This window comes from Maribacter sp. (assembly GCF_049667165.1).
GTDB lineage: Bacteria > Bacteroidota > Bacteroidia > Flavobacteriales > Flavobacteriaceae > Maribacter_A.
Genome location: NZ_JBATHS010000173.1, coordinates 1 through 22,952 on the forward strand (window position 1 = coordinate 1; position 22,952 = coordinate 22,952).

18 protein-coding genes are annotated in these 22,952 nt (G+C 42.3%); 14 read left to right on the forward strand and 4 right to left on the reverse strand.

What is annotated here, in order from left to right; all coding sequences use genetic code 11:
* The first annotated feature begins 433 nt into the window (after window positions 1-433).
* The 4 genes from WBM98_RS09090 to WBM98_RS09105 all read left to right on the forward strand — a co-directional run bounded on the left by WBM98_RS09090 (window position 434) and on the right by WBM98_RS09105 (window position 4,687).
* Window positions 434-1,219, forward strand: coding sequence for a 3-keto-disaccharide hydrolase (locus tag WBM98_RS09090; protein WP_424365706.1), 786 nt, complete (start codon window positions 434-436; stop codon window positions 1,217-1,219).
* Between the two features lie 148 nt (window positions 1,220-1,367).
* The gene (gene ahr / locus WBM98_RS09095) at window positions 1,368-2,375 is read left to right on the forward strand and encodes an NADPH-dependent aldehyde reductase Ahr (protein WP_424365707.1); all 1,008 of its coding nucleotides are present in this window, start codon (window positions 1,368-1,370) and stop codon (window positions 2,373-2,375) included.
* 13 nt (window positions 2,376-2,388) lie between these two features.
* A complete protein-coding gene (locus WBM98_RS09100) occupies window positions 2,389-2,874 on the forward strand; it encodes a hypothetical protein (protein WP_424365708.1) in 486 nt (161 codons plus the stop codon).
* Between the two features lie 229 nt (window positions 2,875-3,103).
* Window positions 3,104-4,687 (forward strand): hypothetical protein, encoded by a 1,584-nt coding sequence (locus tag WBM98_RS09105; protein ID WP_424365709.1) that lies wholly within the window; start codon window positions 3,104-3,106, stop codon window positions 4,685-4,687.
* Window positions 4,688-4,885: 198 nt separating this feature from the next.
* Here the strand turns inward: WBM98_RS09105 and WBM98_RS09110 are convergent, their stop codons facing one another.
* Window positions 4,886-8,140: a VPS10 domain-containing protein gene (locus WBM98_RS09110; protein ID WP_424365710.1), complete on the reverse strand. Its 3,255-nt coding sequence runs from the start codon at window positions 8,138-8,140 to the stop codon at window positions 4,886-4,888.
* 408 nt (window positions 8,141-8,548) lie between these two features.
* On the opposite strand from WBM98_RS09110, the gene WBM98_RS09115 reads away from it, so the two are divergent.
* The 4 genes from WBM98_RS09115 to WBM98_RS09130 are packed head-to-tail and all read left to right on the forward strand — an operon-like array spanning window position 8,549 to window position 12,527.
* Window positions 8,549-9,865 carry a gluconate:H+ symporter gene (locus tag WBM98_RS09115; protein ID WP_424365711.1) on the forward strand — a complete coding sequence of 439 codons (1,317 nt, stop codon included), beginning with the start codon at window positions 8,549-8,551 and terminating at the stop codon, window positions 9,863-9,865.
* A 10-nt stretch (window positions 9,866-9,875) separates the two neighbouring features.
* A complete protein-coding gene (locus tag WBM98_RS09120; protein WP_424365712.1) occupies window positions 9,876-10,343 on the forward strand; it encodes a RidA family protein in 468 nt (155 codons plus the stop codon).
* Window positions 10,344-10,348: 5 nt separating this feature from the next.
* Window positions 10,349-11,461: a D-TA family PLP-dependent enzyme gene (locus WBM98_RS09125; protein WP_424365713.1), complete on the forward strand. Its 1,113-nt coding sequence runs from the start codon at window positions 10,349-10,351 to the stop codon at window positions 11,459-11,461.
* Window position 11,462: 1 nt separating this feature from the next.
* Entirely contained in the window at window positions 11,463-12,527 is a 1,065-nt protein-coding gene (locus WBM98_RS09130; protein WP_424365714.1) for a dipeptidase, read from the forward strand.
* Between the two features lie 24 nt (window positions 12,528-12,551).
* Here the strand turns inward: WBM98_RS09130 and WBM98_RS09135 are convergent, their stop codons facing one another.
* The 3 genes from WBM98_RS09135 to WBM98_RS09145 form a co-directional block, all read right to left on the reverse strand.
* Window positions 12,552-12,929 (reverse strand): hypothetical protein, encoded by a 378-nt coding sequence (locus WBM98_RS09135; RefSeq protein WP_424365715.1) that lies wholly within the window; start codon window positions 12,927-12,929, stop codon window positions 12,552-12,554.
* A gap of 124 nt (window positions 12,930-13,053) precedes the next feature.
* Entirely contained in the window at window positions 13,054-16,584 is a 3,531-nt protein-coding gene (gene nifJ / locus WBM98_RS09140) for a pyruvate:ferredoxin (flavodoxin) oxidoreductase (protein ID WP_424365716.1), read from the reverse strand.
* Between the two features lie 365 nt (window positions 16,585-16,949).
* Window positions 16,950-17,300, reverse strand: a complete 351-nt coding sequence (locus tag WBM98_RS09145) for a 4Fe-4S binding protein (RefSeq protein ID WP_424365717.1) — start codon at window positions 17,298-17,300, stop codon at window positions 16,950-16,952.
* Window positions 17,301-17,452: 152 nt separating this feature from the next.
* Here WBM98_RS09145 and WBM98_RS09150 point away from each other — a divergent pair, with 152 nt between their 5' ends.
* From WBM98_RS09150 to WBM98_RS09175, 6 genes are read left to right on the forward strand one after another with little or no spacing between them, the layout of a single operon-like run.
* The gene (locus WBM98_RS09150; protein ID WP_424365718.1) at window positions 17,453-19,309 is read left to right on the forward strand and encodes a 2-oxoacid:acceptor oxidoreductase subunit alpha; all 1,857 of its coding nucleotides are present in this window, start codon (window positions 17,453-17,455) and stop codon (window positions 19,307-19,309) included.
* 2 nt (window positions 19,310-19,311) lie between these two features.
* On the forward strand, window positions 19,312-20,322 hold the full coding sequence (locus WBM98_RS09155) for a 2-oxoacid:ferredoxin oxidoreductase subunit beta (protein WP_424365719.1): 1,011 nt from the start codon (window positions 19,312-19,314) through the stop codon (window positions 20,320-20,322).
* A 19-nt stretch (window positions 20,323-20,341) separates the two neighbouring features.
* Complete coding sequence (locus WBM98_RS09160; protein ID WP_424365720.1) at window positions 20,342-20,692, forward strand: NADH-quinone oxidoreductase subunit A; 351 nt, start codon at window positions 20,342-20,344, stop codon at window positions 20,690-20,692.
* Window positions 20,683-21,240, forward strand: coding sequence for an NADH-quinone oxidoreductase subunit B (locus tag WBM98_RS09165; protein WP_424365721.1), 558 nt, complete (start codon window positions 20,683-20,685; stop codon window positions 21,238-21,240). Before WBM98_RS09160 ends, WBM98_RS09165 begins: the two co-directional genes overlap by 10 nt.
* Before the next feature lie 11 nt (window positions 21,241-21,251).
* Window positions 21,252-21,812 (forward strand): NADH-quinone oxidoreductase subunit C, encoded by a 561-nt coding sequence (locus WBM98_RS09170; RefSeq protein WP_424365722.1) that lies wholly within the window; start codon window positions 21,252-21,254, stop codon window positions 21,810-21,812.
* Window positions 21,813-21,818: 6 nt separating this feature from the next.
* Window positions 21,819-22,940: an NADH-quinone oxidoreductase subunit D gene (locus WBM98_RS09175; protein ID WP_424365723.1), complete on the forward strand. Its 1,122-nt coding sequence runs from the start codon at window positions 21,819-21,821 to the stop codon at window positions 22,938-22,940.
* The last annotated feature ends 12 nt before the right edge of the window (window positions 22,941-22,952 follow it).

The following is a 22,952-nucleotide window of genomic DNA, read 5'->3' on the forward strand; positions in this document are numbered from 1 at the left end:
TCGTCCAATGCCGAAGGTGAAAATAAGGCGACCCGTATCTTGCTTATACCTTCTTGAATGGGCATCCGGGTCTGTGGAACAATCATCAGAATGATGAAGATCGAAAAGATTATAGTGCTTAGACTGGGCTTTTTCATTTTCATGGGATTAAATTTAATACAATGTTACACAATGATCAAGGACATGCATGACCAATATTATGTCGTTGCGATACCTTATAGCTTAACAGGGGTTAAAGATAAACAACTTCGTTCCCATGCAAAGTCAAGCTTCAGAAATAAGGAAACAGTACAAAACTTAAATAAAGGGCATGTTTCTTCAAAGGAATACCGGGATTAGGAACAGCGTATTTACCATATAAATAAGTGTTCTATACCATCTTATTATAATTTATAATATCTTTGATATTACACGTTTTAAATACCAAAAACACATGAATTCAAGAGTACTTTGGCTATGTTTTACGGCTATCACCATGACTACAACCATCAAGGCACAAGAATACCCAAGTACACCGCCTGAGGTGTCACCCATGCCGATGAAACCCGAAATGACTGAGATTTGGGAACCTGAGGTTCCGGTAGTTACACCCGCCAAAATGTTGGGAGATGCGCCCTCTGATGCTATTATCTTATTTGATGGATCCAACTTGGACCAGTGGGAAAGTAAAAATGATCCCTCCCAACCTGCCCCTTGGAAAATTGTGGACAACGATCATATGGAAGTAGTGCCCGGTTCAGGTTTCATTAGTACTAAGATGAAATTTGGGGATTGTCAATTGCACATAGAATTCAGCGCTCCCGATAAAGTAGAAAGTGTTGGCCAAGGCAGGGGCAATAGCGGCGTGTTTTTTCAGGACCGTTATGAACTTCAGATTTTGGATTCCTATAACAGCCGTACCTACCGAAACGGACAGGCAGGGAGTATTTACAAAGACCACGCCCCTTTGGTCAATGCCATGCGGGGCCCATTGGAATGGAACACCTATGATGTTGTCTATACAGCACCACGATTTAAAGAAGATGGTCGATTGGATTACCCAGCCCGAATTACAGTCTTACATAATGGTGTGGTCGTCCAAAATAATGTGACCATCACGGGACTGACAAATTATATCGGATTGCACATGTATCCTGATGCCCATGGCGATGACGTGATCTCCTTGCAAGACCATGGAAACAAGACCCAGTTTCGAAATATTTGGGTTCGAAAATTGTAATTCCATAGCTAAACGATTACAGTTGCATCCCGTCAAAAACGTCTTCATCGGAAGCCTTAGAAAGTTTTTGGTGAAAGTTACGTACCTTAAGGCATCGTATCGAATTACCTGATTTCATTATATTTAAACACGGTCAAAAATAAACATCATGAACAAAGTACACGCTTATGCGGCCCAAGAAGCTGGAGGAAAATTAAATCCTTTCACTTACGAACTTCCTGCATTGGGGAGTGAGGAGGTAGATATAAAAATCCATTATTGCGGTATTTGCCACTCCGACCTTAGTATGATCAAAAATGAATGGGGTATGACGCAATACCCACTTGTTCCCGGTCACGAGATTGTTGGGGAAGTAATAGCAGTGGGCAGTGAAGTAAAAAATCTGAAACCGGGTGTTTTGGTGGGATTGGGTTGGAATTCCGCTTCCTGTATGCATTGTGATCAGTGCATGAATGGTAGTCATCATTTGTGTAGTACAGTTGAAGGGACCATCGTTGGGCGCCATGGCGGTTTTGCCGATCAAGTTCGGGGCCATTGGTCATGGGCGATTCCATTACCCGAGGGTATTGACCTAAAGAAAGCGGGGCCCTTACTTTGTGGTGGAATTACGGTTTTTAATCCTATTATCCTAGCTGGTGTAAAGGCCACTGATCGAGTAGGTGTTATCGGTATTGGGGGCTTGGGTCATATGGCCTTGAAATTTTTGAACAAATGGGGCTGTGAGGTCATTGCCTTCAGTTCTAACCCAGATAAAAAAGAACAAATACTCGCTATGGGTGCTACCAAAGTTATAAATTCAAGAAACCCTAAAGAACTGGAAAGTATAGCCGGTAGTTTGGATTTTATCTTAAACACCACCAACGTGAGTCTAGACTGGAATTCGTATTTGACTGCACTTGCACCCCAAGGTAAATTCCATACAGTTGGGGCTGTGTTGGAACCTATGGCCATACCTGCCTTCTCGCTCATTATGGGTGAAAAAACGGTTGGTGGAAGTCCGTTGGGCAGTCCAGCCTTGACCCGAACCATGTTGGAATTCTGTGTACGTCATGATATTTATCCCATGGTTGAAGAGTTTCCTATGGCAGAGGTCAACGCGGCTTTAGATCATTTGGAAAGTGGAAAGGCACGGTATCGTATTGTATTAAAGGTGTAATAGAAAATTATCAATGGATCTGATTGAGCATTGGGATACCATTCGCAAACATTTTAGCCAGAGTTTCGGGTCTAGTCTTCACGTCTCCATAGCATCAGTCGGCAAGGACAACGCCCCGACAGTAACTCCGGTAGGAACTGTATTCTTGAACAAAGATCAGACTGGCTTCTATTTTGAGAAGTTCGTTTCTACCTTGCCAAATCACGCAAAAAACAACAATTCCATTTGTATCCTCGCTGTGAACAGCAGTAAACTTTTTTGGCTGAAATCGCTTTTCAAAGGACGATTTGACAGTTATCCTGCGTTTCGATTATACGGTACCCTTGGCCCAAGACGGGAAGCCACAGCATCGGAACTCCGCGCCTTGAAAAAAAGACTAAAAAGCACACGACGCCTAAAAGGGCATCGCTATTTATGGGGCAATATGACAATAGTTAGGGAAATCAACTTCCATAAAGGCGAAAAAATCAACATAGGGAATATGACCCAAGCACTCTAAGTGGCCATTGTTCATATTCTTGGCATAAAACCAAAAAGGGCAACCAAGACCTAGGAATTACAACACCCATTTTTCCATAGGTGGAAAACCTTAAAATCTTATATTTGGTTGTTCCATATGCGTTATCAGAGCATTCCAAAAGAAATACGAAATGATCCTTATGAAAAATTCAAATTCCGTTCTCAGAATTCCGTACCTTATTTTTATCTTTATAATATGGCAACCAGCTATGACACAACTTCAAACCACCGACACTTATGTAGATTTGGAGCAGCTTTTTAAGGAATGGCGTGCTTTTGAAAAACCCCCGCTTCGGGAAGGAGCCCCAGATTATACGTCTACCACTTTTGAAAAACGCTGGCCAGAATTCAAAAAACTCCAGGCTGAGCTACTTACTATGGACATTTCGGATTGGCCCGTGGCAGAACAAGTAGACTGGAACCTCATTAAGGCCGAAATGAACGGTTATGATTTTAACCAACGTATACTTCAACCCTGGTCACGCGATCCTGCCTTTTATAAATCGATTTGGATGGAACGCAGTGATGTACCTGCCCATGAAGGTCCTACCCACCATGCCACCACAGAAATATGGACGTATGACTTTCCGTTAAGCACGTCTGAAAAAGTAAGATTATTGAGTGACCTAAACGTCATTCCATCGCTGAACGACCAAGCAAAATTAAACTTAAACGGTAATGCCAAAGAACTATGGATTGCTGGTATACGTGAAATCAAATTTCAAAGTGAAGACCTTAAAAAAATATCGGATTGGCCCGATATAAGAAATGACAAAAAGTTGGCAACAGCCGTGGAATCCGCTATGGCTTCCACCGATAGTTTGATTGTTTGGTTGGAAAAAGAAAGCCTGTCAAAAACAGGGCCTTCAGGCATTGGCAAGGAAAATTACACCTGGTATCTTCAAAATGTACATTTAGTGCCCTTGACTTGGGACGACGAGGTAATGATCTTAAAACGCGAGTTAGCAAGGGCTTGGTCTTCCTTAAAATTGGAGGAACATAGAAATAGAAACCTCCCTGAGCTTCAGGATGCCAGTTCACCTGAAATGTATGCCGAAATGGCTGAAAAATCGGCCCAGAGCCTGCTCACATTCTTGGACAAAGATGAAATGATGACCGTAAAGGATTATTTTGCCCCTGCGCTTCAACCCCATTTGGGGCAATACATCCCCAAGGCAAAACGGAATTTTTTCTGGATTGTGGCCCACTATGACCAACGACCCTTGTATTCCCATTTTTACCATTGGTTCGAATTGGCCCGCATGGATAATGAGCCCCATAAAAGCCAAATTCGTAGAGGGCCAATGCTATACAATATTTTTGATTCCCGCAATGAGGGTACCGCTACCGCAGTTGAAGAAATGTTCATGCATGCCGGATTGTATGACGACAACCCTAGGGTAAGGGAATTGGTATATATCATGATCGCCCAACGGGCTGCGAGAGGTTTGGGTTCCCTTTACGCACATGCCAATGAAATGACCATGGAGGAGGCCGGAGGAATTCATTCGGAATATACCCCTAGGGGATGGATGAAAACCGAAAAGGAGCTGCTTCTTTTTGAACAACATCTATATCTGCGCCAACCGGGCTATGGAAGCAGTTATATCACCGGAAAGTATCTTTTGGAAAGCACCATGGCCGATTATGCCAAAATGAAGGAGTCAAAAAAAGAGCCATTTTTAATGCAGGAATTTTTTGATGCGTTGAATGCCATGGGCAATATACCCATATCAATGGGGCACTGGCAAATGACAGGCCATACCGAACACTTGCTGCCGGGAATGAAATAATAGCGAACATGTTTCACATGCACTATACATGCAACAAAAACGCGCTAACGTGAGCTTGAATCTTCGATGGGTTGGGTTTATTCCCTTGAGGTCAGTGCAATAACCGTCCCATTTAATTTCATTGATTGTACTCAATAACCAATGAAGCCTGGGCTTGGGATAATCCCAAGCCCAGGGCATGTTTACATTACAAAATCATCAATCCACGATAGGTGGGGCACCGGCATTTAGCAATAATTTTTCAACGCGTGGTACATCGGTATCCAAGAATTTTCTCAATTCAACTTCCAAACCAGCGTATTGTTGTTTCGCCAATTCAAAACTTTCCATCTGCATTTTAGTGGGTCCGTAACTATTTCCGAAAAATCCACGTTGGGCGATCATCAAGCGATCACTAACTGTTGGGTCGTCTTTTTCGCCAACTTCAGCCTTGGCCGAATTTCCAGATAAGGCCACTTTTAAATTGTTCATGGTTTCTTGTAATTTCAACACTTCCTTTTCCAGCGATCCAGGAGTTGCATTGACATACTTTAAGGCCTTATCAAAAGCCTTGACTTTTTTACTGGCTTTTTCAAAATCATGTTCATCAACATCCACTTTTGTGGCAAAGGACAAAAGTTCATCTTTATAGGCAGTAATTTTATCGGCATTCGGGTTTTCCAAAACATTCATGCGAATGCGTTCTACCTGGAATGTTTGGGGGGCTCCCAATTGCATCACATTTCCGTCAACAGATTTGTATAATGTAACCGTATAGTTCCCGGGATCAACCGCAGCGGACCTTCTAAACCGCCGATTCTCATTTTCGTTTTCCTTTTCTGTTGTCAGCGTCGTTTTCAAGGATTCGGTCAAATCCCAGGAAACCTGCTGAAAGCCTTTTTTAAGGGGACCGTTTATACGTGCCACCACTTTATTGTCAGCGTTTTTAACGACCAAAACCGCATTGGGAGTGTTTTGGTTCTTTTCATTTTCCAATGCCTCCCATCCTGGGAAAGGAATATCTTTTTTGTCTTTTTTCAGTTTTTTCTCGTTTTCCTTCCGGCTATCGGCAATCGTCTTGTCCACATCGGACAGGTAGTAGGTGAAAACCGCACCATAGGGCGGATTATCAGCCGTAAAGAAATCGCCACCCTGGCTACTACTACCCCCTCTGATTTGGGTGTATTGCAATGCTTTTCTAGGTTTGAAAAGGATTGCTTCACTGCGCAGCATTTCCTCCGAAACTTCGCGTAAGGGACTATAATCATCAAAAATATAAAAACTCCTCCCAAAGGAAGCCCCTATTAGGTCATTTTCCCGTTTTTGAATGGCCAAATCCCTAAAAGAAATCGTAGGGATACCGTTCGAGAACTTGATCCAATTTGCTCCTTGATTAAAGGAAACGTATATACCATATTCCGTCGCCAAGAACAAAAGGTCCTTGTTCACATGATCCTGTACCAATCGCCAGGTCAGCGTCCCTTTTGGCAATCCGTTGTTGATAGCGCTCCATGTTTTACCGCCATTCACGGTTTTATACACATAGGGATTGTAATCCCCAAACTTATGGTTGTCCAAGGCAACATAAGCGATATTGGTATTGTGCAAATCGGCCTTGATATCATTTACAAAAGCGGTACTAGGCACACCGGGAAGCGAATTCACATCCACCTTCGTCCAATTGGCACCGCCATTGGTGGTATATTGAATGTACCCATCATCGGTGCCAGCGAATATGATATTTTCATCAATGGGCGATTCTGAAAGTGAGGTAATGGTATTATAGGTAGACATGGCATAGACATCCCAAACAGCATCCCAACTCTGTTTTTTGCCCATAATAGGTAAGGTAAGACGTTCTTGGTTTTTGGTAAGATCCTTTGAGATTGGGGCCCAACTATCACCTCGATCATCGGAGCGCCAAACCCGTTGAGACGCAAAATAGAGACGTTTTGGATCATGGTTACTTACCAGAATAGGTGAATCCCAATTGTTGCGTTCATAATCTTCGCCAGGTTTTGAATAGGGTTTAATGAACACCGCTTCACCCGTTGTTCGATCAACACGATGCAAATTTCCCTGTTGTGATTGTGCGTAGACGATATCGGGATTTCCGGGTGTGGTGGCTGGTTGGTGGCCGTCACCCCCCAAAAGGACAAACCAATCTTGGTTGGCGATACCCCTGGTATTAAAGGTTCTAGATGGCCCTCCTTCCGAATTATTGTCTTGGGTGCCCCCAAAAACATTGTAGAAAGGTTCGGCATCATCTACGGCTACTTTATAAAATTGTGTTACAGGTAGATTGCTGACATATTTCCATGTTTCAGAATGGTCAAAACTCTCATAAATACCTCCATCAGAACCCATCAATAAATAATTGGGATCGTTTTGCCTGAAAGCCAAGGAATGGTTATCCCCATGTTTTTGCTCTTCCTTCATCCCCACAAAAGTCTTTCCCCCATCCTCGGAAATCAAGGCATTGTTGTTCATGAGATAAATCCGGTCGAAGACGTGTGGTGAGGCTATTAATTCCTGGTAGTAGTGCGGTCCGGTACCCCCAGAAACCGTATCGGACATTTTTGTCCAGCTACCCCCTTGATCTGTGGAACGAAATATGGCCCCTTTTCTGCGTTCCAACTCAATGGCCGCATAGAGCACATCGGGTTGCATTGGGGAAATGGCCAACCCGATTTTACCCATGTCCACTTTGGGCAAACCTGTTTCCAACTTCATCCATGTTTCGCCTCCGTCGGTACTTTTATAAAGTCCAGTGCCAGGACCACCACCCATATAGGCAGCGACATTTCTATGACGTTGCCAGGATGCGGCATATAATATGTCGGGGTTACGGGGATCAATGACCAAATCGGTTACACCGGTCCATTCATCAATTTTCAGGGTTTGGTTCCAAGTTTTACCACCGTCAGTGGTTTTATAAAGACCCCTATCCCCTCCGGAACTCCATAAAGGCCCTTGTGATGCAACCCAAACGATATCCGAATTGTCAGGATGTACTATAATCTTTGAAATATGTTCAGACTTTTCTAGGCCCATATTTTGCCAAGAATCCCCTCCATCCATACTTTTGTAGACACCGTGACCAACACCGATATGTCGTCCGCCATTGTTCTCTCCAGTACCTAACCATATAACGCCACTATTATTCGGATCGATAGTTACACAACCCGTCGCATAGAACGATTCCTTATCGGTCAAAGGTTTCCAAGTGGTTCCTGCATTGATGGTTTTCCAAAGTCCACCCGAGGATACGGCGGCATACCAGACATTTCCATTGGCCGGATCTATCGCGATATCAGAAAGTCGACCCGACATGAAGGCGGGGCCTATACTTCTGAATTTTAATCCTTCAAAGGTCTTTTCATTCCAAATAGATTCTTCTTTTTCCTGCGAGTAGCCCAAAAAGCTTGCTAAAACAAAACAGTACCCAAACGTAAGCAGTGTAATTTTTCTCATCTTCCAAGTGTAATTAATAGTTGTCTTTTATGTAATAATAAGTCCCTTGTGGCAGCACTTTTTAAAATTGATTCCAATTGAAATCCCAAAATCGAATAAGCTAACAAGTTACTGAAAACTTGAATATTTTCTTTAATAAAACCCGATTTATCGCACTAAAAAAGCACCCCAAAAACTAAGTTAAATTTTATTGCAGTTTTGACCTTATAGTCCACTACCAATTATTCATCAGTAACTAAAACCTTTACAATAAAAGATTATAGCTACAGAAATCATTGATGCCTTGTGTTTGGCAAGGTTAACAAATATTCATCCTCCGAAAAAGTTTAAAAAATTGGGACTTTCAATAGTCCCTTTTTTTGTACAATTTGGTATATTTAGAAATTAGCTTATTATAAACTCCACTATATGCCATTATTCATTGTAATTATTGGAATAATACTGCTCTTCTTACTTATTGCCCAGTTTAAACTCAACGCCTTTATTTCCTTTATCATAGTTTCCCTAGTCGTCGGTGTCGCTGAGGGGATGGACTTCCTTAGCGTTTTGGATTCCATTCAAAAAGGGGTAGGTAAGACCTTGGGTGGCTTGATCATGATCTTGGGGTTTGGGGCCATGCTCGGAAAATTAGTCGCGGATAGCGGTGCTGCCCAACGTATTACAACAAAATTAGTGGATAAGTTTGGTAAGAAAAACATTCAATGGGCTGTAGTACTCACGGGATTTATCGTAGGGATCCCCATGTTCTATACCGTGGGTTTTGTAATCCTTATTCCCTTAGTTTTTACCGTTGCCGCTGCCACTGGACTGCCCTTAATCTATGTAGGTCTTCCAATGTTGGCGTCCCTATCGGTAACCCATGGCTATTTGCCCCCACATCCTGCCCCGACCGGAATAGCGGTCATGTTCAATGCCGATATAGGTAAGACCCTATTGTATGGTTTGGTGGTGGCTGTACCCGCTATTGTCATTGCTGGACCCTTATTCTCAAGAACCATCAAGAACATCAAGGCGACCCCGCTCAAGGAATTTGTAAACCCTAGAGTACTCACCGAGGACGAAATGCCCAGTATTTCGATCAGTATCCTCACAGCTCTTTTCCCGGTGATATTGATTGGGATTGCCGCACTTACCAACGTTTTTTTACCTGAAGGGAATATCCTTTTAAAAATTACATCCATCATTGGCAATCCTGTTATTGCCATGTTACTTTCGGTACTCTTGGCTATTTTTACTTTAGGTTTAAACCGCGGTCGTACCATGAAAGAGGTCATGGATTCCGTTTCCCACGCGGTAGCCGGTATTACCATGGTCTTATTGATCATTGCAGGTGCTGGGGGATTAAAAGAGGTTTTGATCGACAGTGGGGTAAGTGATTATATTGGCGATTTATTAAAAGGCTCCACTATTTCACCCTTGATCTTGGCATGGTTGATCGCAACGGTCATTCGTGTATGCGTAGGCTCGGCAACTGTAGCCGGCCTTACAGCGGCCGGTATCGCATTGCCACTCTTGTCATCCTCTGGGGTAAGCTCTGAACTCATGGTCTTGGCCATTGGCTCGGGAAGTTTAATGCTTTCCCATGTCAATGACGGTGGATTTTGGTTGTACAAAGAATATTTTAATTTATCGGTCAAAGACACCCTACGTACATGGACGGTTATGGAAACCATGGTAGGTGTAATCGGTCTTTTGGGAGTGCTTGTTTTGGACATATTCATTTAAATCATAACACATGGAAAATTTACCTTCAGAAAGAATAAAGGCATTGGGTTTACAACTGCCCCCTGCCCCGCCCCCAGCCGGACTCTACAAACCTGTTTTGGTAGTCGACAATTTCCTTTACGTTTCAGGGCAAGGACCGATGAAGGCCGATGGCTCCCTCATGGTTGGCCGCGTCGGTGAGGATTTGAATTTGGGACAGGGTAAATTGGCGGCTGAACAAGTGGGCCTTACCATGCTTTCGACCATTATCACCCACTTTGGTTCTGTGGATAAGATAAAGCGGCTTGTTAAGGTTTTGGGGATGGTGAACTCAACTCCTGATTTTGGACAACAGCCTTTGGTAATCAATGGTTTTAGTGAACTCATGGCCGACGTTTTCGGCAATGATAACGGGGTCGGGGTACGCAGTGCCGTGGGTATGATGCTCCCTGGCAATATTCCCGTAGAGATAGAAGCGGTATTCGAATTACATAAATAACAACTATGCAAGCCCCAAAATGGTATCTCATAAATGATACTTCAGATGTTGTTTCCCCCGCTTTATTGGTTTATCCCGATAGGATAAAAAAGAATGTGGACCACATGATCGGAATAGCCGGTGGTTCGGCGTTTTTACGCCCACACATTAAAACACATAAAATAGCCGAAATCGTGCAAATGCAAATGGATATGGGCATCCGAAAGTTCAAATGTGCCACCATTGCCGAAGCTGAATTATTGGCCCAATGTGGTGCCCAGGATATTCTATTGGCAATGCAAATGGTCGGCGCGAATATGCATCGATTTTTTAGATTGATGGCAACCTACCCCGAATCTAAATTCTCGACTTTGGTCGATAATCAAAAAACCTTGGATACCCTCAGCGCCAAGGCAAGTTCCAATAAAACCAGAATACAGCTTTGGATGGATATCGACAATGGCATGAAACGCACGGGGATACCCGTGGGAAGGAATGCGGAAGACCTGTACAGAAACATGGTCACCAATATTAATATTCATGCCAGAGGTTTCCATACGTACGACGGACATATCCATAATAGCAATATCGACGAACGCCAAAAAGCCTGTGATACCGCCTTTGAACCGGTTCTAGTATTGAAGCAGCAGTTGGAAAAAGAGGGCTTGGGGCTTATTGAAATGGTCGTTGGGGGAAGCCCATCTTTCCCCATACATTGCAAAAGACCAAACACGGAAGTTTCCCCGGGCACAACATTACTTTGGGATGAGGGTTATGGCGGTCTATTCCCTGAAATGGGATTTTTACATGCTGCCATTTTAATGACACGTATCATAAGTAAACCTTATGAAAACCGGCTCTGTTTTGATTTGGGCCACAAATCAATAGCCCCGGAAATGGCGTTCCCACGTATGAGGATTCTTGGATTGGAGAACAGCGTACAAATAGCACAAAGCGAGGAACATTTAGTCGTGAAATGTGAACAAGCCGATGCTTATGAAGTAGGGGATGTGTTTTATGCAATCCCCATGCATATTTGCCCAACGGTAGCAAAATATGACAGTGTCTTAACCGTTGAGGACCATAAAATAACAGGAACCTGGAAAGTGGTCGCTAGGAACCAAAAAATAACAATCTGATATGTTCATATTCGATGCCCACTTAGATCTTGCCATGAACGCCATGGAATGGAATAGGGACTTGACCTGGACCGTAGAGGCCATTCGCACCAGCGAGATAGGCATGTCCGATAAACCCGATCGAAATAAAAATACGGTTTCCTTACAGGCCATGCGCTGCGGAAATGTTGGGCTTTGTGTGGCTACCCAAATCGCTAGGTATACCAAAAAGACCAATCCACTTCCCGGATGGAAATCGCCCCAACAGGCATGGGCCCAAACCCAAGGACAATTGGCGTGGTACAAGGCCATGGAAGATATCGGCGAGATGGTACAAATACGGAATCTGACGGAACTCAATGCCCACTTAAGTCTCTGGGGAACGGCGAAAGAAAAAAAGCCCATAGGCTATATTCTGAGTTTGGAAGGGGCCGACTCGATTGTTTCCCTGGATTATTTGGAAAAATCATACGAACAGGGTTTGCGTGCCATTGGTCCGGCACATTATGGCCCAGGGACCTATGCCCAAGGCACCAATGGTGAGGGGGGAATAGGTATTAAAGGCAAGGCGCTTTTAAAGGAAATCGAACGTCTGGGTTTGATATTGGATGCCACACACCTGAACGACGAATGTTTTTGGGAAACCATGAAAATCCATAATGGGCCTGTATGGGCAAGTCATAACAACTGCCGCACTCTAGTTGACCACAATAGGCAATTTTCCGATGAACAGATCAAGGAACTTATCGATCGGAAAGCCGTAATAGGAATAGCCCTTGATGCCTGGATGATGGCCCCAAATTGGATCAGGGGTATGTCGACCCCACGGGGACTTGATGTTAGCCTGCATATCATGATCGACAATATCGACCATATTTGCCAATTGGCGGGGAATGTAAATCATGTGGGTATAGGAACCGACCTTGATGGAGGTTTTGGCACGGAACAATGCCCCTATGACCTTGATACCATTGCCGATTTACAAAAAATTCCCAATATGCTTCAGCAGAGGGGATATTCCACCGAAGATATTGAGAACATTATGCATAACAATTTCATTAGATTCCTAGAAAGAACCTGGAAGTAAATTTTGGTTCTTGAATATCGAGCGTTAGCTGATAATCTTTTCGCGCCTCATAAAGGTATCCAAACTATCCGCAATGTCGAAACATCTACTTAACTGTGAAGATTCATTACAGAATCTGGATTCGTCTTTATGCGCATTGCATTCAAAACCAGATAGGTGTACTTCCGAAAAATTCTCATTGATCATCTTACATTTCTCGTATAGCGTGCTTATAGAATCCTCCAATGTGGATTCAATGCCGTTTTCAGCAAGAAAACCCATTAAATAATTTGAAATGGCCGTTTGTGCGTTGCTACATACCAACTGTGCTACCACATCTTCTTCGGGGCGGCACAATTCATGGTTAGCTTCCTTTAATTTCTGTACAGCTTCCTGATACAATTTTTTAGCTCTATCTTCCATAATTGATAGATTTTATGGTTAAACGATAAACTTTGTCCCATACATCCTGAACCTGAATGATCCAGAATGTATGGTTTCAAAAAACAAAGTCAACTATTAAAGTACTTCTACTTTTTAAATTTAATTACATATCCCTGTAAATCTCGAGTTTTTCCCATCTAGAGTGAACTTCCTCTTGTGCTTGTTTAAGAAGTTGCGCTCCTAATTCAGCATTATCCTTGACGACCCTAGAGAAACGGGTTTCCATATACATAAAGTCTTCAAGAGGTGCGGCTGGTGCTTTAGAGTCCAATTTGAACTTCTTACCTTTTGGTTTCGAAGGATCGAATCTAAATAATGGCCAGTAGCCGGTTTCCACTGCTTTTTCTTGATGAATGGCTCCATCCCTAAGATTATAACCATGATCACCACAATGTGAATACGCAATGATCAATGAAGGCCCGTCATACGCTTCTGCCTCTTCAATGGCTTTAAGCGTTTGTAAATCCTTGGCCCCTATGGCTACTTGGGCAACATATACGTTTTCGTAGGAAACCGCTTGTAAGGCTAAACTTTTCTTACTCGTACGTTTACCCGATACAGAGAACTTGGCGCTTGCCCCTAATGGTGTAGCTTTAGAGGTTTGTCCACCCGTATTGGAGTAAATCTCTGTATCCAACACCATAATATTGATATTTTCTCCAGATGCCAGTACGTGGTCAACGCCTCCAAAACCAATATCATAGGCCCAACCATCACCACCGAGTATCCACACTGATTTTTTACGTAAATATTGGGTTAATTGTGATAGTTTTTTCGCTTCAGGTGAATTTAGTGAAGCCAAAATAGGTTTAAGTTTATCTAGATTGCCAAAGTTTTCTTCTTTTTGGGCTTCCGTTTTTTCCGGGTTGTTCAAAATAGCCGCTACCAAATCGCTTCCAACTTCTTTTTCCAATCCTTTTAAAAGGTCGGCTGCAATTTCTTGTTTTTTGGTAAGTGCCAATTTCATTCCCAAACCGTATTCGGCATTGTCTTCAAACAATGAATTCGCCCACGCTGGTCCTCTACCAAATTTATTGGTTTTATAAGGAGTCGTTGGTAAATTACCACCATAAATAGAAGAACATCCTGTTGCGTTGGCAATTAAGATACTATCGCCATATAATTGGGTCAATAGTTTAATATAAGGTGTTTCACCACAACCTGAACATGCTCCGGAGAACTCGAATAATGGTTCAAGAAATTGAGATCCTTTTACATTGGAAATCTGCAGTTCGGTTCTGTTGTAATCTGGCAAGTCGATGAAGTAATTCCAATTGGGATCTTCAACCGCCTCTACCTCAAGCTTACTATGCATGTTGATGGCTTTAAAATCAGGATCTTCTTTGCTTATCGCGGGACAAACAGCCACACAAAGGTCGCAACCTGTGCAATCTTGAGGGGAAACTTGTAACACATAAGATTCTGCAGCGCCATCAAAAGGTCTACCTTTTGCAGGAACCGATTTTAAGGAAGAAGGTGCACCCACCAATTCTTCGTTCAAAACAACTTTGGCCCTAATCGCGGCATGAGGACAAATTACCACACACTTATTACACTGTGTACAGATATCCTCACCATCCCATACAGGAACTTTATCGGCAATCCCACGTTTTTCAAATTGTGTGGTTCCTGTGGGGAATGTACCATCTACCGGGAATGCACTTACTGGAAGTTCATCACCTTTTCCTGCTAGAATTCTACCCAAAACTTCTTTTACGAATGGGTCGGCATCACCTGTCATCATAGGCTTCAATTCCGCATCACTTGTAATTTGTTTGGGGTAATCCACTTTTTGAAGGTTTTCCAATGACTTATCAACCGCATTGAAGTTCATTTGAACAACCGCATCCCCTTTTTTGGAATACGATTTAACTATGGCCTCCTTAATTTTCTTGATCGCCTCATCTTTTGGCAACACCCCTGAAATTGCGAAGAAACAGGTTTGCAAAACGGTATTGGTTCGTTTGCCCAAATCAGCTTCTTGAGCCACTTTGGTCGCATCAACTACATAAAATTCCACATCATTTTCCACAATCTCTTCCTGCATCTTTTTAGGAAGGATATCCCAAACCTCATCTTTGGAGAAAGGTGAATTCAATAAGAATGTTCCCCCTTGTTTAATGTTCTTTAAGATGTCGTATTTTTCAATGAAGTTAAATTGATGACATGCAATAAAGTTTGCCTTGTGAATTAAATAGGTTGAATAAATTGGTTTAGGCCCAAATCGTAAATGTGAAACTGTTTGGGAACCTGCTTTTTTAGAATCGTATACAAAATAACCTTGTACGAAGTTATCCGTTGTTTCACCAATAATCTTAATGGAGTTTTTATTCGCCCCCACAGTACCATCAGAACCCAAACCATAGAACATACAGTTGAAGGTCGTTTTGACGGTTTGAAACCTAGTTCCTACTGCAAGGCTTCTAAATGAAACGTCGTCATTGATACCTACCGTAAAATGGTTCAGTGGTTTTTCTTTATCCAACTCATCGTAAACTGCTTTCACCATGGCAGGATCGAATTCTTTCGATGACAATCCATAGCGTCCACCAATAATAAGGGGCATGGCCCTATCGCTTTCCACAAAGGCCGTTACCACATCTTGATAAAGTGGTTCACCGACACTTCCTGGTTCTTTTGTTCTATCCAAAACCGCTACTTTAGTGACAGTTTTAGGTAAGGCGTCCACAAAATGACTGATAGAGAATGGTCTAAATAGGCGTACTATGATAGCTCCTACTTTTTCACCATTTGTAACCATAGTATCAATAGCTTCCATTACAGGACCTTGACCAGAACCCATAATGACCACCACTTTTTCCGCTTCAGGATGTCCTACATAATAGAATAAACTATACTTACGTCCAGTATGTTTGTAAAACTCATCCATTGTCTTTTCAACAATTCCAGGTACTTTATCATAATAAAGGTTGGCCGCTTCCCTTGCTTGGAAGAACACATCTGGATTTTGTGAAGTACCTCTAATGACTGGATTATCTGGATCCAAAGAATTATTCTTATGCGCCATTATTTCATCTTCCGGCATCATGTCCTTAATAATATCATCGGAAATACCATCGATTTTGGAAATCTCGTGGGAGGTTCTGAATCCATCAAAAATATTCATGAATGGTATTCTTGATTTCAAGGTCGCAACCTGTGAGATCAATGCCATATCTTGAGCTTCTTGTACGGAGCCTCCAAATAACATAGAGAACCCTGTTTGTCTAGCTGCCATAACATCGGAGTGGTCGCCGAAGATAGATAAGGCGTGTGTTGCGATGGTCCTTGCCGCGACATGAATAACGGTTGGCAATAACTCCCCTGCCATTTTATACATATTCGGAATCATTAACAACAACCCCTGCGATGCTGTAAACGTAGTTGTTAAAGCACCTGCCTGTAAAGAACCATGAACTGCTCCAGAAGCACCACCTTCACTTTGCATTTCTATTATTCTAGGTACATTGCCCCAAATGTTCTTTTGACCTTTGGAACTGTAAACATCTACATGTTCTCCCATAGGAGAGGCTGGGGTAATCGGATAAATGGCACAGACCTCATTCGTCTTGTGTGCCACTTTGGCAACGGCTTCGTTAGCGTCACAAATTAGCTTTTTGGATTTTTTTTCCATGATGATTTTCGCTTGTTTTTGGATACCTGAGCAAATTGGGGAAAAGAACCCTTACACGAATAACGATAACGTATTGCCGAGGTATCGGTTTTTAAATTTGGATAAAATTAATTAGAGTTGAACGGGCAGACTATGACATTTATCAGGTATTCTAAAACCCATATCCAAAATGATGCATCGGGCTTTGACCAGGGAAAATAAGCGTTTGAAAATTTAAGAAGATAACGACGCCATTAAACTGCCAATGAAATGAGCCACCATTATAAGGAAGGACTATTTAAATTTTGGCAAAAAAAAGAAAAGGGGCATTTTCAAGACATGAAAATACCCCGTAAAGTACAATACGTTAAAGTGTGATTTTTTTATTATTCCCCGTGCATCCAAACTTTTTTGGCCAGTAAAGTCTCTTCGGACTCTACATGGGCCTCATCAGGAACACAACAATCAACAGGACATACCGCAGCGCATTGTGGTTCATCGTGGAACCCTTTGCATTCGGTGCACTTGTCAGAAACAATGAAATAGAATTCATCTGAAACAGGTTCGTTTTCCGCATCAGCGTCAACTTCCCTACCGTCAGGGGTTGTTACCATTCCACTTAATGCGGTTTCATCGGAGTAGGACCATTCTTGATCGGGTTCATAAATCGCGTTGTTCGGGCATTCAGAAACACAAGCATCACAATTTATGCATTCATCTGTTATTATTATAGCCATTTTGCTTAATTTTATTTAGACTACGAAATTAATATAATGTACATTACCTTTTAATGATAAATGTCATATTTCGAAATCTAAGGTAGATTTATTTTAGCATCTAAATTTACCAAAATAAATAGTATAATCCATATAAATTAAAATCAATCCATATGATTGCAGCCACAGAAAAGAAAAAACAAGAGGTTTTAGAAGCCGTAGTGATCCGTTTTGTCGGTGATTCTGGAGACGGCATGCAATTGACAGGCACCCAATTCTCGGACACCTCTGCCATGTTCGGTAATGATGTTGCCACATTTCCGAACTATCCGGCCGAAATCAGGGCGCCACAAGGCAGTCTGTATGGCGTTTCAGGATTCCAAGTTCACATAGGCAGTGTTGAAATCAGTACCCCAGGTGACAATGTCGATCTTTTGGTCGCCATGAACCCTGCAGGATTAAAAACCAATCTACACGCTTTAAAACCGGGCCATACCGTAATTGTGGATACGGATGCCTTTACCAAAAAGAATTTGGAAAAGGCCCTTTACGAAACCAATCCCCTTGAAGATGGTAGTTTGGAAAACTATAGGGTAATAGAAGTGGCCATGGGTACTATGACCAAAGAGGCATTGAAAGATGTCGAAGGTTTGGATAATAAAAGTATCACCAGAAGTAAAAACATGTTCTCCTTGGGTATGGTCTATTGGATGTATGACCGATCTAAGGAGCATACCATCGCATTTTTCGAAAAAAAGTTCAAATCAAAACCTGAACTTATCGAAGCGAACACAAAAGTATTGAACGCTGGTTTTTATTTTGCTGAGACCTTGGAGATTATTCCCAATGCCTATACCATTTCACCAGCTAAAATGGCACCGGGCACTTATAGAATCCTGATGGGGAACCAAGCCACGGCTTGGGGATTTTTGGCCGCAGCAGAAAAATCAGGACTGGAATTGTTCTTGGGGTCATACCCCATTACCCCGGCTACCGATATTTTACACGAACTGGTAAAACACAAGCATTTTGGTGTAAAGGCTTTTCAGGCCGAAGATGAAATTGCGGGAATTACTTCTTCAATTGGTGCGGCGTTTGCTGGTGATTTGGCCATAACCACAACATCAGGACCTGGATTGGCCCTGAAAGGCGAGGCTTTAGGATTGGCCATGATGATCGAATTGCCGTTGGTCATTGTTAACGTACAGCGCGGTGGGCCTTCAACAGGTCTCCCAACAAAAACAGAACAGTCAGACCTGTTACAGGCCATGTATGGCAGAAATGGGGAAAGTCCTGTTATTGTTATTGCGGCAAGTACCCCTGCCAATTGTTTCGAATATGCCTATATGGCGGCAAAATTGACTTTGGAACACATGACCCCGGTCGTATTGTTGACTGATGGTTATATCGCCAATGGTTCTGCCCCCTGGAAAATCCAGTCGGTAGAAAGTATGTCCGAGATTAAAAATAACATTGTTAAAGAAGCGACTGAAAACTGGCATCCTTACGATCGGAATGAGGATAGTTTAGCGAGAACTTGGGCCATTCCTGGAACCCCAGGACTGGAACATAGGGTCGGTGGTTTAGAAAAAGACCGTATTTCCGGCAATGTATCCTACGTACCCGAAAATCACGAGTTCATGACGAAAATAAGGGCCGAAAAAGTAAAAAGGGTCCAAAATTATATCCCGGAAATAGTTCCTGAATTTACTCAGGAAGGTGATTTATTGGTTATTGGATGGGGCGGTACTTACGGTAGTTTACATTCGGCGGTAAAGGAATTGAACGATGAAGGTTTTAGTACTATCGGACTCGCACATTTCAATTACATCAACCCCTTACCCAAAAATACAGAGGAATTACTTAAGAAGTTTAAGAAAATCATTGTTTGTGAATTGAACAGTGGGCAATTTGTCAAGGTATTGAAAATCAACTACCACGGATTTGATTTTCTTCAGTTCAATAAAGTTCAAGGACTGCCTTTCGCGAACAACGAATTGGTGGAAAAATTTAAATCTTTAGTGAAATAAATATGGAAGCAGCAGTAAAAGAGTATTCTTATAAGGATTTTACAAGTGATCAAGAAGTCAGATGGTGCCCGGGTTGTGACGACTATGTAATTTTAAGGTCGATGCAAAAAGCGCTTCCTGAAATGGGGGTCAAAAGGGAAGATGTAGTATTTATTTCAGGGATAGGATGTTCTTCTAGATTCCCTTATTATATGGATACCTATGGCATGCACAGTATCCACGGTAGGGCCCCGGCCATTGCTTCCGGTGTTAAATTGGCCAATCCGAATCTAAGTGTTTGGGTCATTACGGGTGACGGAGACTCTATGGCTATTGGTGGCAATCATTTTATACATGTGCTCCGAAGAAATATCGACCTGAATATTGTACTTTTCAATAATGAAATTTATGGCCTTACCAAAGGACAATTTTCCCCGACTTCCCTAGTAGGTCAGAAAACAAAATCATCACCCTACGGGAATACACAACCTCCGTTTTCGGCAGGTGAGTTGGCTTTGGGCGCACGAGCACGATTTTTCGGTAGAATCTCAGGAAATACCCCAAAGGAGATGACACAGATGTTCATCGATGCTGAAAAGTTCAAGGGCACTTCGCTCATCGAAGTTTTACAAAATTGTCCTATCTTTAATGATGGTGCCTATGATAAGTATACCGATAAAGCTGTTCGGGAAGACCGGACCCTTTTCGTAACACATGGAAAACCCATGATTTTCGGAAAAGAACACGACAAAGGTTTGGTCCTGAACGGATTGAAATTGGAAGTGGTTACCTTGGGTGAAAACGGAATTACCGAAGCTGATATATTGGTTCACAATGCCAAGGAAAAAGACCCTACCTTACACCAAATGTTGATACGTTTGGAATATCCGATGGTAACAGGTATCATTAGGAGTTTTGATGACGTTACTTTGGAAGAAAGGGAAGATGCCCTTACGGCCCAAGTTAAAGCCGATTCGAACTTCAAGAAAACAGATGACCTGTTTTTCTCCGGGGATATTTACACTGTCTTTTAATATATAGTTTTATTTTACTATGGGTTCTGAAGCCATTATTGTATTTTTAATCGCAGGGATTGTCTTAGTGGCAGGAGCTAATTTTCTGTCTAATTTAATTTCCCCGAAATCGGACAATCCACAAAAAAGGGAACCCTATGAAAGTGGTATGAAAACCATTGGCCCCACATGGGTGCAATTCAAGGTTGGCTACTATTTATTTGCCATTTTATTTCTGATCTTTGATGTTGAAGTGGCCTTTCTAATACCATGGGCAGTAGTTTTTAAGGATGTTGGGGCCATTGCCTTTATCGAAGTCCTTATCTTTTTGTTGATTTTAGGATTGGGGTTACTCTATGCATGGAAGAAAGGAGCTTTAAAATGGGAATAGACAAACCAGAAATACCCGATGATTTTCCTGGAAAGGTGATTCCGGCAGGAAACGGTGCCAATGTGATCGTGACCTCGCTGGACAAGATCATCAATTGGGGACGTTCCAATTCATTATGGTCCTTATATTTTGGAACAAGTTGTTGCGCTATTGAAATGATGCAAACCGGGGCAGCAAGACATGATTATTCCAGATTTGGTTTCGAAGTAGCACGACCCTCCCCTAGACAGGCCGATTTGATAATCATTGCCGGAACAATCGTCAATAAAATGGCACCGGTATTACGGCGTCTTTACGATCAAATGGCCGAGCCAAGATATGTCATTGCTATGGGAGCATGCGCTATTTCAGGAGGACCATTTTTCTATAACACGTATTCTGTGGTCAAAGGAGCAGACCATGTTATTCCCGTCGATGTCTATGTGCCGGGATGTCCTCCGCGTCCAGAAGCCTTATTGGAAGGTATGCTGATGTTGCAGGATAAAATACGAAACGAAAGTATGAAGCATAAAAAGAATCCTATTGAAGGATTCGATGAAGGCCTCTAAACCAAATAAGTATGACCAACCAAGTATTACAGGAATTAATCGGTAGCTGGTTTCCCAATACAGAAGCCACTAAGGTGTCGGATGAGGTTGAAGTTCCTGAAAGTGAAGAAGGCCTAGCACAAAAACCAACCCCAGAAGCAGGTATCAATCATAGCCTATTGCAATTTAGCGAAGAAGGTTCCCAATTCTTAAACATATCTGTTCAACCCGCACAGCTTCATTCTTTAATGACCCAATTAAAAACCAATAAGGATACTCTATTTGATTACTTATTTTGCTTATCAGGTGTTGATTGGAGCGCTGAATTAGGAGTGGTGTATCATTTGGAATCGACCACCTTCAGACATACAGTGGTTGTAAAAGTCAAAACCTCCGATAGGGAGAACCCTACATTCGATTCTGTTTACGATATATGGGCCACAGCAGAATTCCATGAACGGGAGGTATTTGATTTTTTTGGAATAAAATTCAATAACCACCCAAATTTAAAACGCCTTTTTCTTACCGAGGAATGGGAAGGATTCCCATTACGAAAAGATTATGTAGACGAAATTAATATGGTTATCAAGTAACGGATCATGGAACCAACCAACGTAGAAACCAACTTTAGATCTGAGGAATATTTCATTAACATGGGACCTCAGCACCCTGCGACCCATGGTGTTCTGCGGCTATTGTTGACCATTGATGGGGAAATCATCAAGAAAGTGGAACCTGACCTTGGTTACATTCATCGTTCCATCGAAAAAATGTGTGAAAGGGACACATACCAGCAAATCGTTCACCTGACAGATAGAATGGACTATTTATCTTCAAACATAAATAATGAAGCTGTTTGTCTTACGATTGAAAATGCCCTTGAGCTTGAAGTTCCCGAGCGAGTAAAGGTTATACGGACCATCATCGGTGAATTGACACGAATTTCTTCGCATTGTCTTTGGTGGGGTGTTATGGGGATGGATGTGGGCGCCCTAACAACCTACTTTTATGGTTTTAGGGATAGGGAATTGATCAATGACATCTTTGAGGAAACCTGTGGGGCACGATTGACCATGAACTATAATGTTCCTGGTGGATTAATGTTCGATATTCATCCTAATTTCATAAAACGCACAAAAGATTTCATCGCACATTTTAAAACGAAGCTACCTGAATATGATCGGCTCTTGACAAACAATGTGATTTTTCACAAAAGAACCAAGGGTGTTGGGATATTGACCAGGGAGGATGCGATTTCATTTGGCGCCTCAGGACCCGTAGGCAGGGCTTCCGGTTATTCCTGTGATGTGCGCAAACACCATCCGTATAGTGCTTTGGACAAGGTTACTTTCAATGAAGCCCTTAAGACTGAAGGGGATACTTTTGCCCGCTACCTGGTTAGGATAGAGGAAATGTGGGAATCATTGTCAATCATAGAGCAATTGATAGACAACATACCCGAAGGGGAACATAGAGTGGCCACCAATGCGGTGATAAAGTTGCCCAAAGGCGAATTTTACCAGCGGGTGGAAACCGCTAGAGGTGAGTTAGGGGTTTATATTATTAGTGATGGCGTTAAAAGTCCATACCGCTTAAAATTCCGCTCCCCTGGCTTTTCAAATTTATCCCTATTGAACCATATCGCAGTAGGCGGCAAAATAGGGGATTTGGTAGCCACCATGGCAACATTGGATCTTGTAATCCCAGATATTGATAGATGAGAAAAGACAATG